Source organism: Embleya sp. NPDC050493, assembly GCF_044458105.1.
Classification (GTDB): Bacteria; Actinomycetota; Actinomycetes; order Streptomycetales; family Streptomycetaceae; genus Embleya.
Map to the genome: position 1 here is coordinate 1 of NZ_JBITHP010000021.1, position 18,676 is coordinate 18,676.

Annotated in this window: 16 protein-coding genes; 7 read left to right on the forward strand and 9 right to left on the reverse strand. The window is 73.5% G+C overall.

What is annotated here, in order from left to right; genetic code table 11:
• Nucleotides 1-204: 204 nt before the first annotated feature.
• The 3 genes from ACIBM5_RS32030 to ACIBM5_RS32040 form a co-directional block, all read right to left on the reverse strand.
• Nucleotides 205-1,053, reverse strand: a complete 849-nt coding sequence (locus ACIBM5_RS32030; protein WP_396010096.1) for a helix-turn-helix domain-containing protein — start codon at nucleotides 1,051-1,053, stop codon at nucleotides 205-207.
• Nucleotides 1,054-1,331: 278 nt separating this feature from the next.
• Nucleotides 1,332-1,589, reverse strand: coding sequence for a hypothetical protein (locus tag ACIBM5_RS32035; RefSeq protein ID WP_396010097.1), 258 nt, complete (start codon nucleotides 1,587-1,589; stop codon nucleotides 1,332-1,334).
• 143 nt (nucleotides 1,590-1,732) lie between these two features.
• Nucleotides 1,733-2,350 (reverse strand): TetR/AcrR family transcriptional regulator, encoded by a 618-nt coding sequence (locus tag ACIBM5_RS32040; protein WP_396010098.1) that lies wholly within the window; start codon nucleotides 2,348-2,350, stop codon nucleotides 1,733-1,735.
• Nucleotides 2,351-2,486: 136 nt separating this feature from the next.
• Between ACIBM5_RS32040 and murJ the strand changes: the two genes are divergently transcribed.
• The 3 genes from murJ to ACIBM5_RS32055 all read left to right on the forward strand — a co-directional run bounded on the left by murJ (nucleotide 2,487) and on the right by ACIBM5_RS32055 (nucleotide 7,162).
• Nucleotides 2,487-4,298, forward strand: a complete 1,812-nt coding sequence (gene murJ, locus ACIBM5_RS32045) for a murein biosynthesis integral membrane protein MurJ (RefSeq protein ID WP_396010099.1) — start codon at nucleotides 2,487-2,489, stop codon at nucleotides 4,296-4,298.
• Nucleotides 4,299-4,396: 98 nt separating this feature from the next.
• The gene (locus ACIBM5_RS32050) at nucleotides 4,397-5,350 is read left to right on the forward strand and encodes a helix-turn-helix transcriptional regulator (protein WP_396010100.1); all 954 of its coding nucleotides are present in this window, start codon (nucleotides 4,397-4,399) and stop codon (nucleotides 5,348-5,350) included.
• Between the two features lie 273 nt (nucleotides 5,351-5,623).
• The gene (locus tag ACIBM5_RS32055; protein ID WP_396010102.1) at nucleotides 5,624-7,162 is read left to right on the forward strand and encodes a PucR family transcriptional regulator; all 1,539 of its coding nucleotides are present in this window, start codon (nucleotides 5,624-5,626) and stop codon (nucleotides 7,160-7,162) included.
• A 200-nt stretch (nucleotides 7,163-7,362) separates the two neighbouring features.
• Here the strand turns inward: ACIBM5_RS32055 and ACIBM5_RS32060 are convergent, their stop codons facing one another.
• The 5 genes from ACIBM5_RS32060 to ACIBM5_RS32080 form a co-directional block, all read right to left on the reverse strand.
• A complete protein-coding gene (locus tag ACIBM5_RS32060; RefSeq protein ID WP_078974137.1) occupies nucleotides 7,363-7,587 on the reverse strand; it encodes a hypothetical protein in 225 nt (74 codons plus the stop codon).
• Nucleotides 7,588-8,264: 677 nt separating this feature from the next.
• The gene (locus ACIBM5_RS32065; RefSeq protein ID WP_396010103.1) at nucleotides 8,265-9,707 is read right to left on the reverse strand and encodes an FAD-binding oxidoreductase; all 1,443 of its coding nucleotides are present in this window, start codon (nucleotides 9,705-9,707) and stop codon (nucleotides 8,265-8,267) included.
• Nucleotides 9,708-9,882: 175 nt separating this feature from the next.
• The gene (locus ACIBM5_RS32070; RefSeq protein ID WP_396010105.1) at nucleotides 9,883-11,163 is read right to left on the reverse strand and encodes an MFS transporter; all 1,281 of its coding nucleotides are present in this window, start codon (nucleotides 11,161-11,163) and stop codon (nucleotides 9,883-9,885) included.
• Nucleotides 11,160-11,732, reverse strand: a complete 573-nt coding sequence (locus tag ACIBM5_RS32075; protein WP_396010106.1) for an ArsR/SmtB family transcription factor — start codon at nucleotides 11,730-11,732, stop codon at nucleotides 11,160-11,162. Before ACIBM5_RS32075 ends, ACIBM5_RS32070 begins: the two co-directional genes overlap by 4 nt.
• A 146-nt stretch (nucleotides 11,733-11,878) precedes the next feature.
• A complete protein-coding gene (locus ACIBM5_RS32080) occupies nucleotides 11,879-12,124 on the reverse strand; it encodes a hypothetical protein (RefSeq protein WP_396010107.1) in 246 nt (81 codons plus the stop codon).
• A gap of 96 nt (nucleotides 12,125-12,220) precedes the next feature.
• Here ACIBM5_RS32080 and ACIBM5_RS32085 point away from each other — a divergent pair, with 96 nt between their 5' ends.
• The 4 genes from ACIBM5_RS32085 (at nucleotide 12,221) to ACIBM5_RS32100 (ending at nucleotide 17,865) form a co-directional block, all read left to right on the forward strand.
• Nucleotides 12,221-13,753: a sensor histidine kinase gene (locus ACIBM5_RS32085; RefSeq protein WP_396010108.1), complete on the forward strand. Its 1,533-nt coding sequence runs from the start codon at nucleotides 12,221-12,223 to the stop codon at nucleotides 13,751-13,753.
• A 136-nt stretch (nucleotides 13,754-13,889) separates the two neighbouring features.
• Entirely contained in the window at nucleotides 13,890-14,531 is a 642-nt protein-coding gene (locus ACIBM5_RS32090) for a response regulator (protein WP_396010271.1), read from the forward strand.
• A 221-nt stretch (nucleotides 14,532-14,752) separates the two neighbouring features.
• A complete protein-coding gene (locus tag ACIBM5_RS32095; protein WP_396010109.1) occupies nucleotides 14,753-16,444 on the forward strand; it encodes an FAD-dependent oxidoreductase in 1,692 nt (563 codons plus the stop codon).
• The gene (locus ACIBM5_RS32100) at nucleotides 16,441-17,865 is read left to right on the forward strand and encodes an ATP-binding protein (protein ID WP_396010110.1); all 1,425 of its coding nucleotides are present in this window, start codon (nucleotides 16,441-16,443) and stop codon (nucleotides 17,863-17,865) included. Before ACIBM5_RS32095 ends, ACIBM5_RS32100 begins: the two co-directional genes overlap by 4 nt.
• A 138-nt stretch (nucleotides 17,866-18,003) precedes the next feature.
• Here the strand turns inward: ACIBM5_RS32100 and ACIBM5_RS32105 are convergent, their stop codons facing one another.
• Complete coding sequence (locus tag ACIBM5_RS32105) at nucleotides 18,004-18,321, reverse strand: type II toxin-antitoxin system PemK/MazF family toxin (RefSeq protein ID WP_391586041.1); 318 nt, start codon at nucleotides 18,319-18,321, stop codon at nucleotides 18,004-18,006.
• Nucleotides 18,322-18,676: the final 355 nt, after the last annotated feature.

Here is an 18,676-nt window from a genome sequence, read left to right on the forward strand (position 1 = left end):
GCTGCGCCGCCGGGGCGAGGTGGTGCTGGTCGCGGGGCCCCCCCCCCCCCGGGGGGGGGGGGGGCCCCCCCGCCCCCCCCCCCCGCGCCCCCCCCCGCCCCCCCCCCCCCGGCCCGCGACCGGGGTCGCCGGGCCGGGTCGAGGTCGGCGACCCCGGTCGCGACCGGCCGGTGGAGCGAGCCTGCCGGGTCCGCCGAGCGCTGGTCAGACCGCGCGCAGCGCGCCCGGGTGCCGGCCGGTGAGGTGGTCCAGCGCGGCCGAGGTGGGCTCGTCGACGGGGAGGTAGACGAGCAGCGTCTGGTCGACGTCGGCCAGGTCGAGGATCTCGCGCTCCAGGCGTAGTTCGCCCGCCTCCGGGTGGGCCAGGCGCTCGACACCGACCCGGCGCGGTGGCGTGGCGGTGGCGGCCAGCCGGGCGGTGAACGCGGTGCCGGCGGCGACGGCCAGCCCGTCCAGGAAGTCCTGCACGTACGGATCGTCGAAGACGGCCGCCAACCGCAGGATCGCGGCGTGTTCGTCGGCTATCCGCTCCCAGTCGGGATAGGCCGCGCGGGCCCGGGGGTCGGTGAACACGTAGCGCGCGAGGTTGGGTTGCTCCTCGTCCAGGATGCCCAGCGGGCGGGCGAGGCGCTCGTAGCCGTTGGTGAAGGCGAGCACGTCGCCGAGCCGGTCGACCAGCAGCGCCGGGGCCGGCTCCAGGCGGTCCAGGAGCGCGCGCACGGTGGGTCGCACGGCCCGGGCCGGCGGCTGCCCGCCCGGGCCCGGGAACGTCTCGCCCGAGGCGGCCTCGGCCAGCCGGCGCACGTGCATGCGCTCGTCCGCGGTCAGCCGGAGCGCGTCCGCCAGCGCGGCCAGGACCCGCCCGGACGGGCGGCGGTCGAGGCCCTGCTCCAGCCGTGCGAGGTACTCGACGCCGACCCCCGCCAGGGTCGCCAACTCGGACCGGCGCAGGCCCGGGGTGCGCCGCCGGGGGCCGTCGGGAAGTCCGACGTCGGCGGGCCGGACCGCCGCGCGGCGGTCGCGGAGGTACGTACCAAGTTCGTTCTCGCTCACGGCCCGCAGTCTATGGCGAGTGGGCGCTGCGATCGTGGCCCCGGCGCTGCCCGTCTCGGCACGGCCCTCCTCGGCACCGGCCGACCGGGCACGGCGGGCAGCGCGCCGGCCGGATCCCGGCCGAACGCTTGCGCACCTTGATCCCGTCGAGGAAACCCATGCGCATCGTGCGCCCCGGCGCATCGAGGAATCCCATGTGCATCGGCTGCATCGTGCGCTCCGGCGACGGTGTTCACTCTCGTCGCGGTCGTCGTCCTCCTGCTTCGGGTGGCGTCGGCTCAGTGGTCGGTGCGGTGTGCGGCGATCGTGCTCAGGCGCTGGATGTCGGTGACCGTCTCGGCCAGAACGGCGAGTTGGCGGCGGAAGGCGACGAAGTCGCGGGTCTGCCAGGCGAGTGCGGCCTGCTCCAGCGCGTGCTCCACCGCCTGCTCGTAGTGCGCGCGGGTGGCGTCGTCCACCCGTGCCAGCACCGCTGCGTCGATGTGCGGGCGCAGCGGGCTGTCGTCGATGACGATGCGCACGTTCGGGCGTTCCATGACGTCAACGGTCGCATCGGTGACCGGGATCGGGCAGCCGGCGCACGGGGCGCGCATCGATGCGGACGGTGAGCGGTCGGGGGCGGAACGCCCGGTCGCGGTCCGGCGGGTGCGCCCGGGCGGGCGGACGGCGTGGGGGTCGGTCAGGAGGCCGAGCCGATCAGGGCCGCGGTGGTGGCCGAGGCGAGTCGGTCCAGGTGGTCGTCGGTGAGCGGGGTGCGGGTGATCGCCAGGCGCCAGTAGAGCGGGCCGACGATGAGGTCGAGGGCCAGGTCGATGTCGATGCCGGGCGGGAGTTCGTCGCGGACCTCCGCGGCCCGCAGCACGGCGGTGCCGATCCGGCGCTGGGTGCCGTGCAGCACGGTGTCCAGTTTGCCGGCGATCTCCGGATTGCGGGCCGCCTCGGCGAGCAGGTCGGGGATGATCTGCGAGGCGAGCGGGTGGCGCAGCGCGCGGGCGGCCTCGGCGAGCAGGACCCGCAGGTCGCCGCGCAGCGATCCGGTGTCCGGCGCGGGCAGGTCCTGTACGGCGATGGCCAGGACCAGGTCGACGACCATGTCCAGCTTGGCCGGCCAGCGCCGGTAGACGGCGGTCTTGCCGACGCCGGCCCGGCGGGCGACCGCTTCGATGGACATGCGGCCGTAGCCGACCGAGGCGAGTTCCTCGAAGACCGCGCCGCGGATCGCCGAGGTGACGTCCTCGCGCAGGACGGCGGCCCCGGCGGGGGGACGACGGGACGAGGGTTTCGGGTCGGCGGGCATGCGCCGATCGTACTGCGATACGACGATACGGTTGCGTTCTATTGTGGACCCGACTACCGTCCCGGTACGGGACCAACGATGTCGTCGGCGCGGCCACGCTCCGGACGTATTTCGGGACACGGGCGGGTGGGACGGGATGGCCGAGTGGCAGCGAGGCGGCGGCGACCCGAGCGCCGAGACACTGCCGCTCCACGTGATCGCCGACGGACCGGCGAGCCGCCCGCCCACGATCGGCGGCCCCGCCGACCCGCCCGCCCGGCCCGGCGGGCGGCACCGCAGACCACCCGCCGCCGACGCGGATACGGCGAGCACGGGGCCGGACACCGCCGGCGGCGTGGCCCGGGCCGGGCTGGTGATGGCCGCGGGCACCGTCCTGTCCCGCGCCACCGGCATGCTGCGCACCATCCTGATCGTCGCCGCGCTGGGTACCGCGGGCGCCGCCGATGCCTACAACGTGGCCAACACGATCCCGAACATGTTGTTCACGCTGCTCGCCGGCGGCGCGCTGAACGCGGTGTTCGTGCCGCGGATGATCCGGGCGATGCGCGACGAGCGCGAGGGCGAGGCGTACGCGAATCGGCTGCTCACGCTGACCGTGCTCGTGCTGGGCGTGCTCACCGTCCTGGCGTGGCTCGCCGCGCCGCAGCTGATCCGGCTGACCGGCGGACAACTGGGCGCCGGCGACGCCGGGGGCGGCCATGCGTCGGCGGTGACCTTCGCGCGCTACTGCCTGCCGCAGATCTTCTTCTACGGCGTGTTCACCGTCGTCGGCCAGATCCTGAACGCGCGGGGCCGGTTCGGCTCGATGATGTGGACGCCGGTCCTGAACAACGTGGTGGTGATCGCCACGTTCGCGCTGTTCATCGTGTTCACCCACGACGCCGGCCCGCAGGGGTTGTCCGCCGCGCAGACCCGGCTGCTGGGGCTCGGCACCACGCTGGGCATCGTGGTCCAGGCCGCCTGCCTGTTCCCGTACCTGCGGGCCAGTGGCCTGCGGATCCGGCCCAGGTTCGACTGGCGCGGCAGCGGACTGCGCCAGGACGCCCGACTGGCCCGCTGGACGCTGCTGTTCGCGCTGGTCAACCAGATCGGCTACACGGTCGTGGTCAACCTGACCGTGGCCGCCGGTGCCGCCGCCGAGCGGGCCGGGGCGGCGGGCGGCGCCGGGTACACGCCGTACGGCAATGCGCAGACGTTGTGGATCCTTCCGCAGTCGGTGGTCACCGTGTCGCTGACCACCGCGCTGTTCCCCCGGATGTGCCGGGCCGTGGCCGAGCACCGCCCGCAGGAGTTGCGCGAGCACCTCTCGCGCAGCCTGCGCCTGTCCGGCGTGGCGATCGTGCCGGCCGCGTTCGCGCTGCTGTGCTTCGGCCCGCAGCTGACCGAACTGATGTTCCGGCACGGCGAGACCGGCAGCGCCGACGTGACCGTGATGGCGCGGGTGCTGGCCGGTTTCTCGCTCGGACTGATCCCGTTCTCCGCGCAATACGTGCTGCTGCGCGGCTTCTACGCGATGGAGGACACCCGTACGCCGTTCCTGGCCGCGGTGTGGATCGCCGTGGTCAACGCGGGCCTGTCCGGTGCGGCGTATCTGCTGCTGCCGGCCCGGTGGGCGGTGGTGGGTATGGCGCTCGCCTACACCCTGGCCTACACCGTCGGCCTGGCGGTGACCGCGCTTCGGCTGCGCCGCCGGCTGAGCGGGGCCACCGGCCGGATCACGGCGGGTACGTACGGCCGGCTGATCGCGGCCGGCGCGGCGGCCGGCGGCGCGGGACTCGCGGCGACCCGGCCGCTCACCGGGCTGGGCGAGGGCGCGGGACTCGCCGCCCTCCAACTCGGCCTGGGCGGCGTGGTGATGGTCGTCGCGTTCGTGGCGCTGGGCCGGCTGCTGCGGATCCACGAGGTGACGGCGGCCATGGGCACGCTGCGCACCCGGTTCGCGGGATGAGCCGCGGCGCACGGGCGGGCGGGCCGGACGTCGGTGCCGCCCGCGACCGGGGCGGGTGCGATCCGTGCGCGCTGCGATGAGGGCGCATCCTTGAGGGTGTGAAATCCGATCGGCTGCTCTCCATCCTGTTGCTCCTGCAGACTCGCGGCCGGGTGCCGGCGGCCGAGTTGGCCGAGCGCCTGGAGGTGTCCACGCGGACCGTCTACCGCGACGTCGAGGCGCTGTCGACGGCCGGTGTGCCGGTCTACGCCGAGCGCGGTCGGCACGGCGGGATCTCGCTGCTGCCCGGGTTCCGGACCGACGTCACCGGGCTCACCTCGGACGAGGCGCGCGCGCTGTTCGTACTCGCCGAGCAGGGCGCGCACGCGGCGCTCGGCCTGGACGGCGCGCTCGGCTCGGCGCTGCGCAAGGTGATGGTCGCGCTGCCCGCGCCGCATCGGCCCGCCGCCGAGGAGATGACCCGCCGGGTGCTGATCGACCCGCAGCGCTGGATGGTCGGACCGCGAACGGCGGTGGACGTGGCGGCGTTGCAGGAAGCGGTGTTCGCGGACCGACGACTGCGGATCCGCTATCGGCGCAGCGGGTCGACGGCGCCGCGCACGTACACGGTCGACCCGTACGGGCTGGTGGCCAAGGCGGGCACGTGGTACCTGGTCGCGGATCGCGACGGCACGCCGCGGTTGTTCCACACCGACCGGCTCACCGCGCTCACCGTGACCGAGGAGCCGGTGCGGCGCCGGGCCGGGGTCGAACTGGCCGAGGTATGGCATGTGTTGCGCCGGGGCATCGAGGAGCAGCCGGTGGTGGTGCGGATCCGGGCCCGGGTGCGGCGGACCCGGCTGGACATGTTCGTGCGGATCATCGGGTCCTGGCTGACCGGGCCGCCGCAGGAGCAGGATGCCGAGTGGGTGACGGTCGAGCTGGGCTATCCGGCACTCGGCGCGGTCCGCCAACTGCTCCAGTTCGGCACGGACGTCGAGGTGCTGGATCCGCCGGAGGCACGCCGGGCGGCGGCCGACACGGCGGCGGCCATCGCCCGGGCGTACGACTGAGCCGGCCCGCCGGCTGCCCCGGCCCTCGGCCGGCCGGGTCGGTTGCGGACGCCGCGAGCGGGGCGGAATTCGTCGCCGTCCGGGTGGTGCCCGCCGGGCCCGGGGGAGCGTTCGCGGCCGTGGGACCACCCGGTTCGGTGCTTTTCGGGCGGCGGCGGTGCGGGGGAACCGGCGGAAGCACCGTGTCCGCATCGCTCCGTGTTCATACGATCATCGGAACATGATGAGCGAGGGCTTGGGGGCACGGCGGTGCGGGTCGAGGATCTGTTGGGCATGCCCGAGCTGCGACTGGCCCTGTTGGCGGGTACGGAGGGGCTCGCGCGCGAGGTGCTTCGGGTGTGCGCCGCCGATCCGGTCGACCCCGGCGGGGGCCTGAGCGGCGGCGAACTCGTGGTGCTGCCCGCGGACGGGTACTGCGCCGACCACGGGCATCTCGCACGGGCGCTCACCGCGGCCGGCGCCGCGGCGGTCGTGGTCGTGCCCGAGGCCCGCGACGCGGTCGACGGCCTCGAACCGGCTCCCGACGAGGTGCCCTACCCGCTGGTCGGGGCCTGCGCGCAAGCCGGCCTCCCGCTGCTCCTGGCGCCGCCCGCGACCTCGGCGGTGCGGATCGCCGAGGTGGTCGCACACCGGGTCGCGATCGAACACGGGCCGGCCGCGGGGCGGTTGCCCGGTCGGCAGCGACGGCTGATCACGGCGCTGGCCGAGGGGGCGGACACCCACGACCTGCTCGATCTGCTCGCCCGCGAACTCGGCGCGGCGTGCCGGGTGCTGACGCCTGCGGGGCGGGTGCTCGCCGGTGCGCCCGCGGGTGGGCCGGAGCCGACGCGGGTCGCGGCCGATCCGGTCGCGATCGCCCGCGGTGCGCTCGCGGCGGAGCGGCTGCCCGCGGTGATCGACGGCGAGACGGTGTTCGCGCTCGGCCGGGGGCCGGCGTTCGCGGGGTACCTCGTGTGTGCCGGTGACCGCACCGACGACGACGCGCTCGCGCAGGCCGCCGACCTGCTGTTGCTCGGGGGCGCACGGCGGGCGGAGCGGCTCGCCGTGGAGCGCGCGCATGCCTGGGAACTCGTCGACCTGGTCGAGTCGGATGCGGCCCCGGACGCGGTCCGGGCCCGGCTGGGCGCGGCCGGCATCGGGCCGGACGCGGCGCCGATCGTGTGCTGTGCGGCGGGCGACGGCGCGGACCCGGCGACCGGGCGGCTCGTGGTGGACCTGATCGAACGGGTGCTCGCGGCGGATCCCGCGGCGCGCTGGGTGGTGGCCTGCGGCAAGGCCGAGTCGGTCGTGTTCTGCTCGGCCGGGACCGGGGCCGGCGCGGCGGCCCGGATCGCCGCGGCGATCGAGCACGCGGCGCACTGGTGGGAGCCGCTGCTGGGAGCCGAGCGGGTGGCGATCGGGATCGCCGGGATGTCACCCACGTGGGCGACGGCCCTGGCCGAGGCCAGGGGTGCGCGGGACCGCGCGTGGGCGCGCCCCGGCCGGCTCACGGTGGCCGCGGGGCCGGAGATCGACGCCTATCCGGCGTTGCTGGCGGCCGTACCCGCTCCGGTCCGCAGTGCGTTCGCCGATCGGGTCCTGGGCGGGCTGCGTGCGTACGACGCCGAACACGGCACCGACCTGATCGGCACCCTCGCCGCCTTCCTGGCCGCGAACGGGGCCTGGCAGCGCTGCGCCGCGATGCTGGGCGTACACGTGAGCGCGTTGCATCAACGGATGGGCCGGGTCCGCGATCTGACCGGCCGGGACCTGTTCTCCGCCCGGGATCGGGTGGATCTGTTGTTGGCGCTGGAGACCGACCACGCCGGTTGAGAGCCGGACGGGTCGGGAAGGGCCGGGCGGGACCCGGGTGGCGCCGGCCGGGCCGGGGGAGTATCGGGGCGACGGTGTGGCCGTGCGGCGGTGGTCGGGCCGGCCGAGCACCGGGGCGGCGGTGTGCCGGAGAGCGCCGAACGGGCCCGCGCCGCGGCCCCGTTCGGCCGGGTGCGGGCCCGCGTGGGGCACCGTGGGGGCTACTTGGCGCCGCTGTCCTGGAGGTCGGCGAGCGACGCGGCCCAGCGGAAGTACTTGTTGCGGCCCAGGTCGCCGATCGTGGTGATCTTCAGCGACGCGAGGTGCTCGGCATGCGCGTCGGTGATCCCGGCCAGCCCGGCGACGGGCGCGGCGAGGACTTCGCTCAAGGTCTTGTTCTCGTAGGCCTTGTCGAGCAGCTTGTCGAGGTCGGCGGTCACGGGCATGGGTGCTCCCTGGGGGATCGAGGCGGCTGGTGTCCGCGTTCGGCTCCCATGTTCCGCCGGAATTGTCATTGATTCCGACATTTGTCGTGTTGCGCGTGTCGTTCGGGTCGCGGCGCGTCGGTGGGCGACCGCGCGATGCCGGTACCGTCGCTCCAGTGGCGCGAGCACGGCCAGGATCAGGAGCGCGCACAACAGCGGCACCGGTACCGGATGCGGCAACGGCCAGATACCGCCGGACATTTCGCGTGCGGCCCACATGGCTGCTCCTCTCCGGTGCGCGGGGTGCGGGCCCGGCCGACGGTGGACCGGAGCGACGACCTCACATCCGCTTCGGCCGCAACCTCGAACGCCGGGGCCGTCGTGACGACCAAGCCCGGTTCGAGCCCGCGCGGCCGCACATCCACCGAGCCCGGCGCGAGTTCGCGGCCGGGCTCGTCGACGTGCGGCGCAGGATCCACGGCACCATCATGGCGCCCAAATGACGTCATGACAAGGCTCCAGAGTGGCGTTGCATGACATCAAATGGCGCCATCGAGTGACGACATGCGACATCCGGTCGGCCGACCGGCCTCGCCCCCGCCGTGTAGGCAACCAGCGTGGGGGCGATCGACGGGATCCAGGGCCCGGTCCCGTCGACCAATGGCTTGCTCCATGATCGCGGGGCCGGGGCCGGGAGTTCAGCGGGGGACCGACGGGCCGTCAGTGGTCGGGGCGGTCACGTTGTGATTGCCGCTGAACAGGTTGGTCGGGTCGTGGGTCGCCTTGAGTTCGGCCAGGCGTGCCCGGGTGTCGGGGTCGTACATCGCGGCGACCTGATCCGGGGTGGGTGCGACGCCGTCGCCGTAGACGAAGTTGAGGTTGCGGCCGAGGGACAGCGGCTTCAACACGGCCTGCACCTCGGCCTGGAGGGCACGGGCGACATCGAGATCCGCGCCGTCGATCATCGTCACGACCCGGACGATGTAGCGCGCGTCGCGATGACCGATCGCGTTGGGCACCGCAGGCTGCCGGGACAGCGCGCCGCCGAGGTGGCGTACCTCGTGCACGACCATCATCGGCGCATCGGGGCCGGCGATGCGGTACACCGCCCGCAGTGCCTCCGGATCCAGGTCGCGGACCAGGACGTTGTCGCCGAGGTAGGCATGCGGATGGGCCGGGTCGTTGTGGATGGTGTGCGAGTCGGCGTAGGCGAGGTCGGTCAGGTCGTCGACCAGGCGCGGTCCGACCGCGCGCAGCGGAGCCACCAGGCGTTCCCCGTCGGCGACTTCGCCGGTGTAGACGATCTTGACGGTCGCGGTGTGCCGGCCGCGCAGCGGCGGCGGGACCTGCTCGATGTCGGGCAGGCCGATGAACGAGATCGACGAGGTGACCTGCTCCGGCACCGTCTCGGTCCAGGCGAGCCAGGCCGCGGTGGCCGCCTCGACGTGGTCGGTGTCGAAGATCAGCGAACCGCCGTACACCCGGGCCACCGGGAACAGGTCGAACTCGATCGAGGTGACGATGCCGAAGTTGTCCCGGCCGCCGCGCAGCGCCCAGAACAGGTCGGCGTCGCTCTCGTCGGTGACGTGCCGAAGGGTCGCGTCGGCGGTGACCACCTCGATCGCCCGGACGTGGTCGGCGGCATAGCCGAACTCGCGGGCCATCAGGCCGAGCCCGCCGCCCAGGGTGTACGCGACGACACCGACGTGCGGGGCCGAGCCGTTCAGCGGGGCCAAGCCGTGCGGGGCACTCTCGGCCACCACCCGCTCCCAACGGGCACCCGCCTCGGCCCATGCGGTCCGGGCCCCGGGGTCGACCCGGACCCCGGTCATCCGGCGGGTGGAGATCAGTACGCCGCCCGGGGCCGCGCTCGCCGGCGCGTGCCCGGTGGCCTGGACCGCCACCGGCAGCCCCTGGGCACGGGCGAACTCGACCGCGAGCCGCACGTCCTCGGCGTCGGCCGCCCCCACGATCACGTCCGGCCGCTGTCGGAACGCGGTCTGGAATCCGGACCGCTCCTCGTCGTACCCGGCGTCCCCCGGCACGAGCACGACACCCCGTACCCGCGCGGTCAGCGCAACGATCGCGGCGGAGGATCCCGGGCCGCCGTCCTCGTGCCCGGCAGCGTTGTTCGCGGTCATCGGTGACTCCCTTCCTCGGCGGGCGCCATGTGCGCGCCCGGTGTTCCGTGGGACCCACTCTCGCGCGATAACTTGACAACCGCCGTCAAGTTTTCCGAGGCGATCGGCGATGTGCTTCGGCCGACGCCCGGAACCCGATCCGCATCCCTCGCGCGCCCGCCCGCCGGAGATGCCCTCAGGTGACTTGCCGCACCACATGCGCGTCGACGCGGTCCGCCCCGGTCGTCGGCAGGTCGCGGTGGCGGGCCACCGGCGAGAAGAGCAGGATCAGGGCGGCCGAGGGGATGGCCGCCGCCATCACCCAGATCGTGGGGCGCACGCCGATCGTGGAGCCCAGGCCGCCGGCCAGCACCGCGCCCAGCGGGATGGTGCCGTAGTTGACGAACTGCATGCTCGCGGTCATCCGGCCCAGCAACCCCGGCGGGCAGTAGCGCTGTTGGAAGCCCGCCTTGATCACATTGCCCGCCACGACCCCGGCCGCCATGGCGAAGTTGCCCACCACGAACAGCACGAGTCCGATGCCCCCGCCGGTCAGCGGCACGAGCAGGACGAGCATCGGCAGACCCAGCTCGAATACGATCGTGGCCCGCGCGGTGCCGATCCGCGCCGCGACCCGGCGCCCGACGAACGCCCCCGCGACACCCCCGAACGAACCGATCGCGATCAGGCCGCCGACCGCGCCCGGACCGACCCCCACCGTCCGGACCAGGAACACCACCTGGATCGATTGCAGCCCGATCAGGCCGAGGTTGGACGCGCCGCCGAACAGCGCGAACGTACGCAGCCAGCGGTCGTGGGCGACCAGCCGCAACCCCTCGCCGATCTCGCGGACCAGCGAGCGCTCCGCTCCCGCGTCGCCCGCCACCGCGGGCGGCGCTTCGCGGTGTCGGATGCCCAGCAGACACGTGAACGAGGTCAGGAACGTGCCCGCGTTGACGAACATCCCGTTGACCGCGCCCGCGAGCTGCGCGATCAGGCCGCCCGCGCCGACCCCCGCGATCTGCGCGGCGGACGCGCTGCCGTGCAACTTGCTGTTGCCCTCGGCCTGGTCGGCGGGCTCGACCAGGCTCGGCAGGTAGGCGGTGTAGGCGGTCTGGAAGAAGACCGCGGACACCCCGGTCGCGAGCGTGACCGCCAACAACAGGCCGACGGTGAGGAAGCCCGCGAAGTGCGCGAGCGGTACCGACAGGAAGAGCGCGCAGGACGTCGCGGCGGCGCCGAGCATGATCGGGCGGCGTGCTATTCGGTCCACCCACACGCCCACCGGCAGCCCGATCAGCAGCCACGGCAGCCAGGCCGCCGCGCCGAGCAGGCCGACCTGGAAGGTGTTCGCGTCCAGCGTGGAGACCGCGATCAGCGGCATCGAGACGCTGGTGACCGAGGCGCCGAACTTGCCCGTGGTCTCGCCGAACCACAGCAGGCGGAAATCCCGGTGACGGCGCAGCAGTCCGCTCACGTCGGCTCCTGGGATCGACGCGGAAGGGCCTGGTACTGGAGCACGACGGTGATCGCACCGGGCTGCTCGGGTGCTTGCGTGTACTCGCTCACGAGCGCGATCACCCGCTCGTTGAGCTCGGCCATCTGATCGGCCGTCAGCCGCGCGCCGCTCCAGTCCGAGACGGCTCGGGCCCGCACCCATTCCGGGCCCATTTCCTGGGCGTCGGCGTAGGTGGCCACCATGCGCTCGGCCTGCTGCCGCAGGGCCTCGTCCTCGTACACCGCCAGCGCGCCGCTCGTGGACGGGTCGTCGCGAAAGTCGCTGGTGTTCAGTTGGCGCGGGTTGTAGACGGCCCGCCACCAGCGCTCGCGCTTGGTTCCGCGGTCCGGGTCGTCCTCGATGAAGCCGTGTTCGGCCAGGGTGCGCAGGTGCCAACTGACCGTGCCGGTGCTCTCGCCGAGTCGCGCGGCGAGCCGGGTGGCGGTCGCCGGGCCGTCCAGCTTGAGGAGTTCGACGATGCGCATGCGCAGCGGGTGGGCCAGGCCGCGCAGGCTGCGCGCGTCCATCCGCGGGAGTGGATTGGGCATGCCTCGACTCTAGTATGCAGAGACTCCTCTGCAAAGAACTCTCGGCAGAGAAATCTCTGCATGCAGTCTTCGCAGGGACGGCGGAGGGTCTACGCGGGGTCTCCGCCCGGAGGTCGCCGCACGATCCCGGGGCGGGCCACGCGGTCTCAGCGCGGGTCGTCCAGGGCCATCGGCGCGGGCGAGATGCAGCACGATTCCCCGGGTGCCGCGCTCGTGCCCGGCACGGCGGGTGCGCTGGGACTGATCGGCACCGGAACCGGGGTCGGGTGCGGCCCGTCCGAGTCGTGGGTGAGGTGCAGGACCAGGGTGGTCAGGAGACCGATCACGATCACGGCCACTCCGACGAGCGCCTGGATGGTCTCGCGGTGCGGGGGGCGTCGTTTCTCGGACATAGCGCCACGTTAGGCATGTTCGGGGTGGGCCGGCAGTCAAAGTGCACGACTTTCGACGGAGGTGTCGGCGCAGGACGGGTCGATAGCGTCGAAATCATGCGCACCACCCCCTCCGGCTGGGCTGCCGACCTGGCCCTGTGGACCCTGCTCGGCATCGGCATGCTGACCGTCAACCCGCCTCGGTCGATGTCCTTCGTGCACGGCGCGACACTTGCGACCTGCCTGGTCGGGGCGGCCGTGCTGGGTCGGGTGTACCCGCTCGCGGCGCTCGCGCCGACCGTGTTCATCGCGCAGACCGACGCGCGCTGCTACGCCGCCGTCGCGTTGGCGGCCTTCCTGAGCGGGCGGCGCTCGGCGGACGGGCCGGGGCTGCCGGTGCGCGTGGCCGCGGTGCTCGGGCCGGCCGTGCTCGGGGCCTGGTCCGCGCATTCGACCGTGGCCGAACTCGCGGTACTGCCCGCCGAGTTGCTGGGCCTTGCGGCGATCCCATGGCTGATCGGGCGATACCGCCACCAATGGGTCGCGCTGCACCGTCGTGGCTGGGAGCAGGCCGCCCGGTTGCAGCGCGAGCGGGATCTGGTCGAGGAGCGGACTCGGCTGCGCGAACGGGCCCGGATCGCCCAGGACATGCACGACTCGCTGGGCCACGACCTGAGCCTGATCGCGCTGCGGGCCGCCGCGTTCGAGCTCGACGCGACGCTCACCGAGGCGCAGCGCGATCGGGCCGGCGAACTGCGGATGGGCGCGGGCGCGGCCACCGAGCGGCTGCACGAGATCATCGGCGTGCTGCGCGAGAGCGACGAACCGGCTCCCGTGGAGCCGGTCCACGAGGACCTCGACACGCTGGTGGCGCGCTGCCGCGCCTCCGGGATGGTGATCCGCCACACGGTCGAATCGACGGTCGGGCCGAAGACCGATCCGAAGGCCGAGCCGGTCGCGCTGCCGCCGATGGTCGACCTCGCGCTGCACCGGATCGTGCGCGAGTCGCTGACCAACGCGGCCAAGCACGCTCCGGGGGCGGTGGTGCGGATCACGGTCGCCCACACCGCGCACCGAACCACCGTCGAGATCGCCAACGGCCCCGCCCCGCGCCCCGCCGACGCCGCGCCGGCCGGAAGCGGTCACGGCCTGGTCGGGATGCGCGAGCGGGCCCGACTCCTGGGCGGCACGCTCACCGCGGCCCCGGAGGCGGACGGCTTCCGGGTGCTGGCCCACCTCCCGCACCACGCCGCACCCGCCCGGCCGGACACCGACGTCAACCACCTGGAACAGGGCCGCCGGATCCGCCGCCGGTTCGTGCGGGCGCTGCTCTGGACCGGAGCCGGAGTACTGCTCGCCGGCTCCGCGTACGCGCTGACCACCCGTGGCGAGGCGGTGGCCCCCGACGACTTCCACCGCATGCGGATCGGCCAGACCCGTGCCGAACTGGACGCCGTGTTGCCGGACGACCAGGCCGAGCGCCGCCCCGAGCACGAACCGCCGATCCCCGCGGGCGCCGCCTGCGAGTACTACACGAACGGCGACATCCTGCCCGACCGCCTGTTCCGACTGTGCTTCGCCGGCGGCGTGCTGGTGGCCAAGGACGACATACCCGTGGAAAGCCGACCCGAGCGGGACGCCGGCCGCTGAGCGACCCGGTCCGGCTTCACCCGTCGAACCCGTACACATCACCACCCGAGGAGCCACGGCCGTGAACACCGCCGACACCCCTGCGCACACTCACCTCGTTGCCGGCACCGACCCCGCCGGCGGCGCCGCCATTCGTGTGCTGATCGCCGAGGACGAGCAACTGATCCGCACCGGCGTGCGGCTCGTGCTGACCACCGACCCCGGGATCGAGGTGGTGGCCGAGGCCGCCGACGGACGCGAGGCGGTCGAGCAGGCCCGGCGATTCCGTCCGGACGTGGTGCTGATGGACATCCGGATGCCCAACCTGGACGGCCTGGCCGCGACCGCGGAACTGCGCCGGGTGGTGCCCGACTCGGCGGTGGTGATCCTGACCACGTTCGGTGAGGACGAGTACATCGCGACGGCGTTGGACAGCGGCGCCACCGGCTTCCTGCTCAAGTCCGGCGACCCGCGCGAGTTGATCGCCGGCGTCCGGGCGGCGGCCGAGGGCGGCGCGTACCTGTCCCCGAAGGTGGCCAAGCGGGTGATCAGCGGGATCGCGCCGGGCCGGCCCGCGCGCGAGGCGGACGCCGGTGCGCGGGTGGCGGTGCTGACCGCGCGTGAGCGGGACGTGCTGGCCCTGGTCGGTGCCGGCCTCGCCAACGCGGAGATCGCCCGCCGACTGCACCTGGTCGAGGGCACGGTCAAGACGCACGTGAGCGCGATCCTGGCCCGGCTGGGCGTCCGCAACCGGGTCCAGGCCGCCATCGTGGCCTACGAGGCGGGCATGGTCGAGTGAGCCGCGATCGCCGATCGGCGCCGCAGCCGCGCCACCGGGCCCGGATGCGCCGGCCGACCCGGCCTCGGCTCCGCCTCGGTTACGGGTAACGCCACCGGCACTCCCCACCTGCGGGTTTCGGCGAGAGGATAACGTGGCGGACGCGCTGTCCGGCGCATGGCCGAGGCCGGTTCCGGGCAGTGGTCCCCTTTTGTGCTCCGCCCCTGCCCGTGAGGAAATTCGTGGACAAGCCCGTACTACTCACCGTCGACGACGATCCGGCCGTGTCCCGTGCGGTGGCCCGCGACCTGCGGCGACAGTACGGCGACCGGCACCGCATCGTGCGCGCCGAATCCGGCGCACAGGCCCTGGAAGCGCTGGGCGAATTGCACGAGCGGGGCGAGCAGGTCGCGGTGCTGATCGCCGACCAGCGCATGCCGCAGATGGACGGGGTCGCCTTCCTGGAACAGGCCGCGCACCTGTACCCGCGCGCGAAACGGGTGCTGCTGACCGCCTACGCGGACACCGGCGCGGCGATCCGGGCGATCAACGACGTGGACATCGACCACTACCTGCTCAAGCCGTGGGACCCACCGGAGGAACGGCTGTACCCGGTTCTGGACTCGCTGATCACCGCGTGGGAGACCGCGCCGGTGCCGGACGAGAGCTGGGCCACGGTGATCGGCGCGCGGTTCTCCGCGCCGTCCTTCGAGTTGCGCGACTTCCTCGCCAACAACGGTGTGCCGTATCGCTGGTACGACGTCACCCAGGCCGAGGCCCGCCGGCTGATGCGCGAGAGCGGCACCACCGAGGCCGACGTGCCGGTGGTGATCGCACCGGACTCGACCGTGCTGCGGGCCCCGACCAAGGGCGAACTGGCCGAGTACGTCGGCCTGTCCGTGACCGCCTCCGGTGACCTGTACGACGTGGTGATCGTCGGCGGCGGCCCGGCCGGTCTGGGCGCCGCGGTGTACGCGGCCAGCGAGGGACTGCGCACGCTGCTGGTGGAGCGCCAGGCCACCGGCGGCCAGGCCGGGCAGAGTTCGCGGATCGAGAACTACCTCGGCTTCCCGGACGGCATCTCCGGCTCGCAGTTCATCGGTCGGGCCCGTCGCCAGGCGCTCAAGTTCGGGGCCGAGATAGTCAGTACGCGCGATGTGACCGGACTGCACGTGGACGGCGAGCTGCGCACCATCTCCTGCGACGGCGACATCGTCGCCCGGGGCCACGCGGTCGTGCTGGCCACCGGCGTGTCCTACCGCACCCTGGAGGCCCCGGGCCTGGCCGAGCTCACCGACCGCGGCGTGTACTACGGCGCGGCGCTGACCACCGGCCCGGACACCCGCGACCAGGACGTCTACATCGTCGGCGCGGCCAACTCGGCCGGTCAGGCCGCGGTGTTCTTCGCCCGCTACGCCCGTCGGGTGATCATCCTGGTGCGCGGCGCGGGCCTGGAGGCATCCATGTCGCACTATCTGATCGAGCAGTTGGCCCAGATTCCCAACGTCGAGGTGCGCGTGCGCACCGAGATCACGCACGCCCACGGCACCGGCCGGCTGCGCGAACTCACCCTGCGCGACCGCGACTCCGGCAAGGAGGAGACGGTCCCCGCGTCCTGGCTGTTCGTCTTCATCGGCGCCAGCCCGCGCACCGCGTGGCTGGACGGCAGCGGCGTGCGCCGCGACCGGGACGGCTACATTCTCACCGGCAGCGAACTCCTCGACGAGTGCGACGGCGAACTCGACGGCTGGAGCCGGCCGCCGTTCGTCCAGGAGACCGCCGTGCCGGGCGTGTTCGCCGCCGGCGACTCGCGCGCGGCCTCGGTCAAGCGGGTCGCCTCGGCGGTCGGTGAAGGCGCGATGACGGTGATGCTGGTGCACCGTTACCTGGACACCCTGGACACCAGGATCCCGGCGACGGAGGGCTCGCGATGAGTGTGTGCGACGTGTTGCCGCCCGAGGAACTGCGCACGCTCTTCCTGTTCGAGAAACTCGCCGACGAACACCTGAACTGGCTGTGCGCACACGGCAAGGTCAAGGCGTTCCCAGCGAACACCACGCTCTACCACGAGGGCGACCCCGGCGAGTGCTTCTTCGTGCTGCTCTCCGGCGAGGTCACGATGAACCGCATGGTGCGCGGCGGCGAGTTGGAGGTGCACCGCTCGTCGATGCGCGGTGCCTACGTCGGTGCCGCGCTCGCCCTGGACGGCAACGGCGAAGACGCGACACCGGCCGTGCACGCGTACGGCAACACCGCGCGCACGCACGTCGATTCGACCTTCTTCGTGCTGCCCGCGGCCGAGTTGGCACAGGCCTTCACCGAGTGGTTCCCGATGGCCGCGCACCTGGTCGCGGGCATGTTCCTGGGCGCGCGCCGCAACGGCTCCGCGGTCGGCCAACGGGAGCGCATGGTGGCCCTGGGCACCCTCACCGCCGGGCTCACCCACGAACTGGGCAACCCCGCGGCGGCAGCCGAGCGGGCCGCCGCGAACCTGCGCACCCGACTGGGCGAACTGCGCTCGGCCCGTGCCGAGTTGGCCCGTGCCGGGGCGACCGCCGAGGCGCTGGCGGCGCTGGACCGGCTCCAGGCCGAGGTACTGGCCCACCGCGGCGCCGAGGCACCCCGGCTGCGGCCGTTGGAGTTCGCCGACCGCACCGACGAAGTCGCCGAGATCTTCGAGGACTTGGGCGTCGCGGATGCGTACGAGACGGCTCCGTCGTTCGTGAACGTGGGTCTGTACGAGGACTGGGCCCGGGACGCGGGCGCCGCGCTCGGCTCGGCCGCGCGCCCCGGACTGACCTGGCTCGCCGCCAACCTGGAGGGCGAGGCGCTGCTCGACGAGGTCGCCGACGCGCTCGGCCGGATCACCGAACTGCTCTCCGCCGCCGGGCAGTACACCCAGATGGATCGGGCCCCCTACCAGGAGACCGACCTGCGCAAGGGCCTGGACAGCACGGTGGCCATGCTGGCCGGCCCGCTGCGCGACATCCGGATCGAGCGCGAGTACGCCGAGGACCTGCCGAAGATCCAGGCCTATCCGGCCGAGCTCAACCAGGTGTGGACCAACCTGATCGACAACGCCGCCGACGCGATGGGCGGCAAGGGCACGTTGACCCTGCGGGCGCGCGCGGACGCCGCGTCGGTGGTGATCGAGGTCGAGGACGACGGCCCCGGCATCCCGCCCGACATCCAGGACCGGATCTTCGAGCCGTTCTTCACCACGAAGGCGCTCGGCGAGGGCACCGGACTGGGTCTGGACATCTCGTACCGGATCATCGTCGAACGGCACGACGGCACGGTCACCGTCGACTCCGAACCCGGCCGCACCACGTTTCGGATCACTCTGCCGAGATAGCGCGGGGCGCGCGTTCGCGGCGCGCCGTCCCGGGTCGGACCGCCGCCGTCGGCCGCGCGAGGGTCCGACCGGCCCGGGACGGCGTGCGGCCGCTTCTCGACCCGCCGGCACGTGCTCGGCCGGGCCCTCGCGGACCGCTCACAGACCCAGGACGGCGCGCAGCGCGACGTCGACGCGTTCCATCTCCTCGGGGGCGACGTCGCCCAGGTAGGTGCCCTGTTCGAAGCGGCGATGGCGGGACGTGTACAGGTCGGGGGCCAGCACGACGCCGGTGACCGGCGTGGTGATCCGGACCGTGACCAGCGACTCCTGCCGGTCGCCGACGGTGTCCACCAGCGCGCACAGTGCCGCGCCCGGATGCAGCGCGGCGACGTGGTCGTTCTGGACGATCATGAAGGTGCGTTCGCGGCCGACGGTGGGGATCGTCCACACCTGGCCCCGCCTCAGTGGCCGCACGGCTCCGCCCCTGTCCGGCCCGAGACGGCGATGGCCGGCCGACCACGACGCGCTGTCCGGGTCGAACGGTCGGGGTCGGGGACGAAGCGGTTGCCGGTAGCCATGGGATCAGTCGTACCAGACGTGAAGGCACCCGAAATGCCATCGGGGGGTGCGTTCGCCGGCGGCGGACCGATTCGCCCGATTCATCGGCTCCGCCGCGCACTTGCCTCGGGGCCGGCCGGCCCGGGCTCGGTCCGGTTCGGGTTCCGGTTCGTGTTCCCGTTCCGAGGCCCCGCGCAGATCCCTCGCACGAGCGAGGCGGCGGTGCGGATCAGCCGCGACACTGTCGGTACACACCACCCGGGAGCAAGCC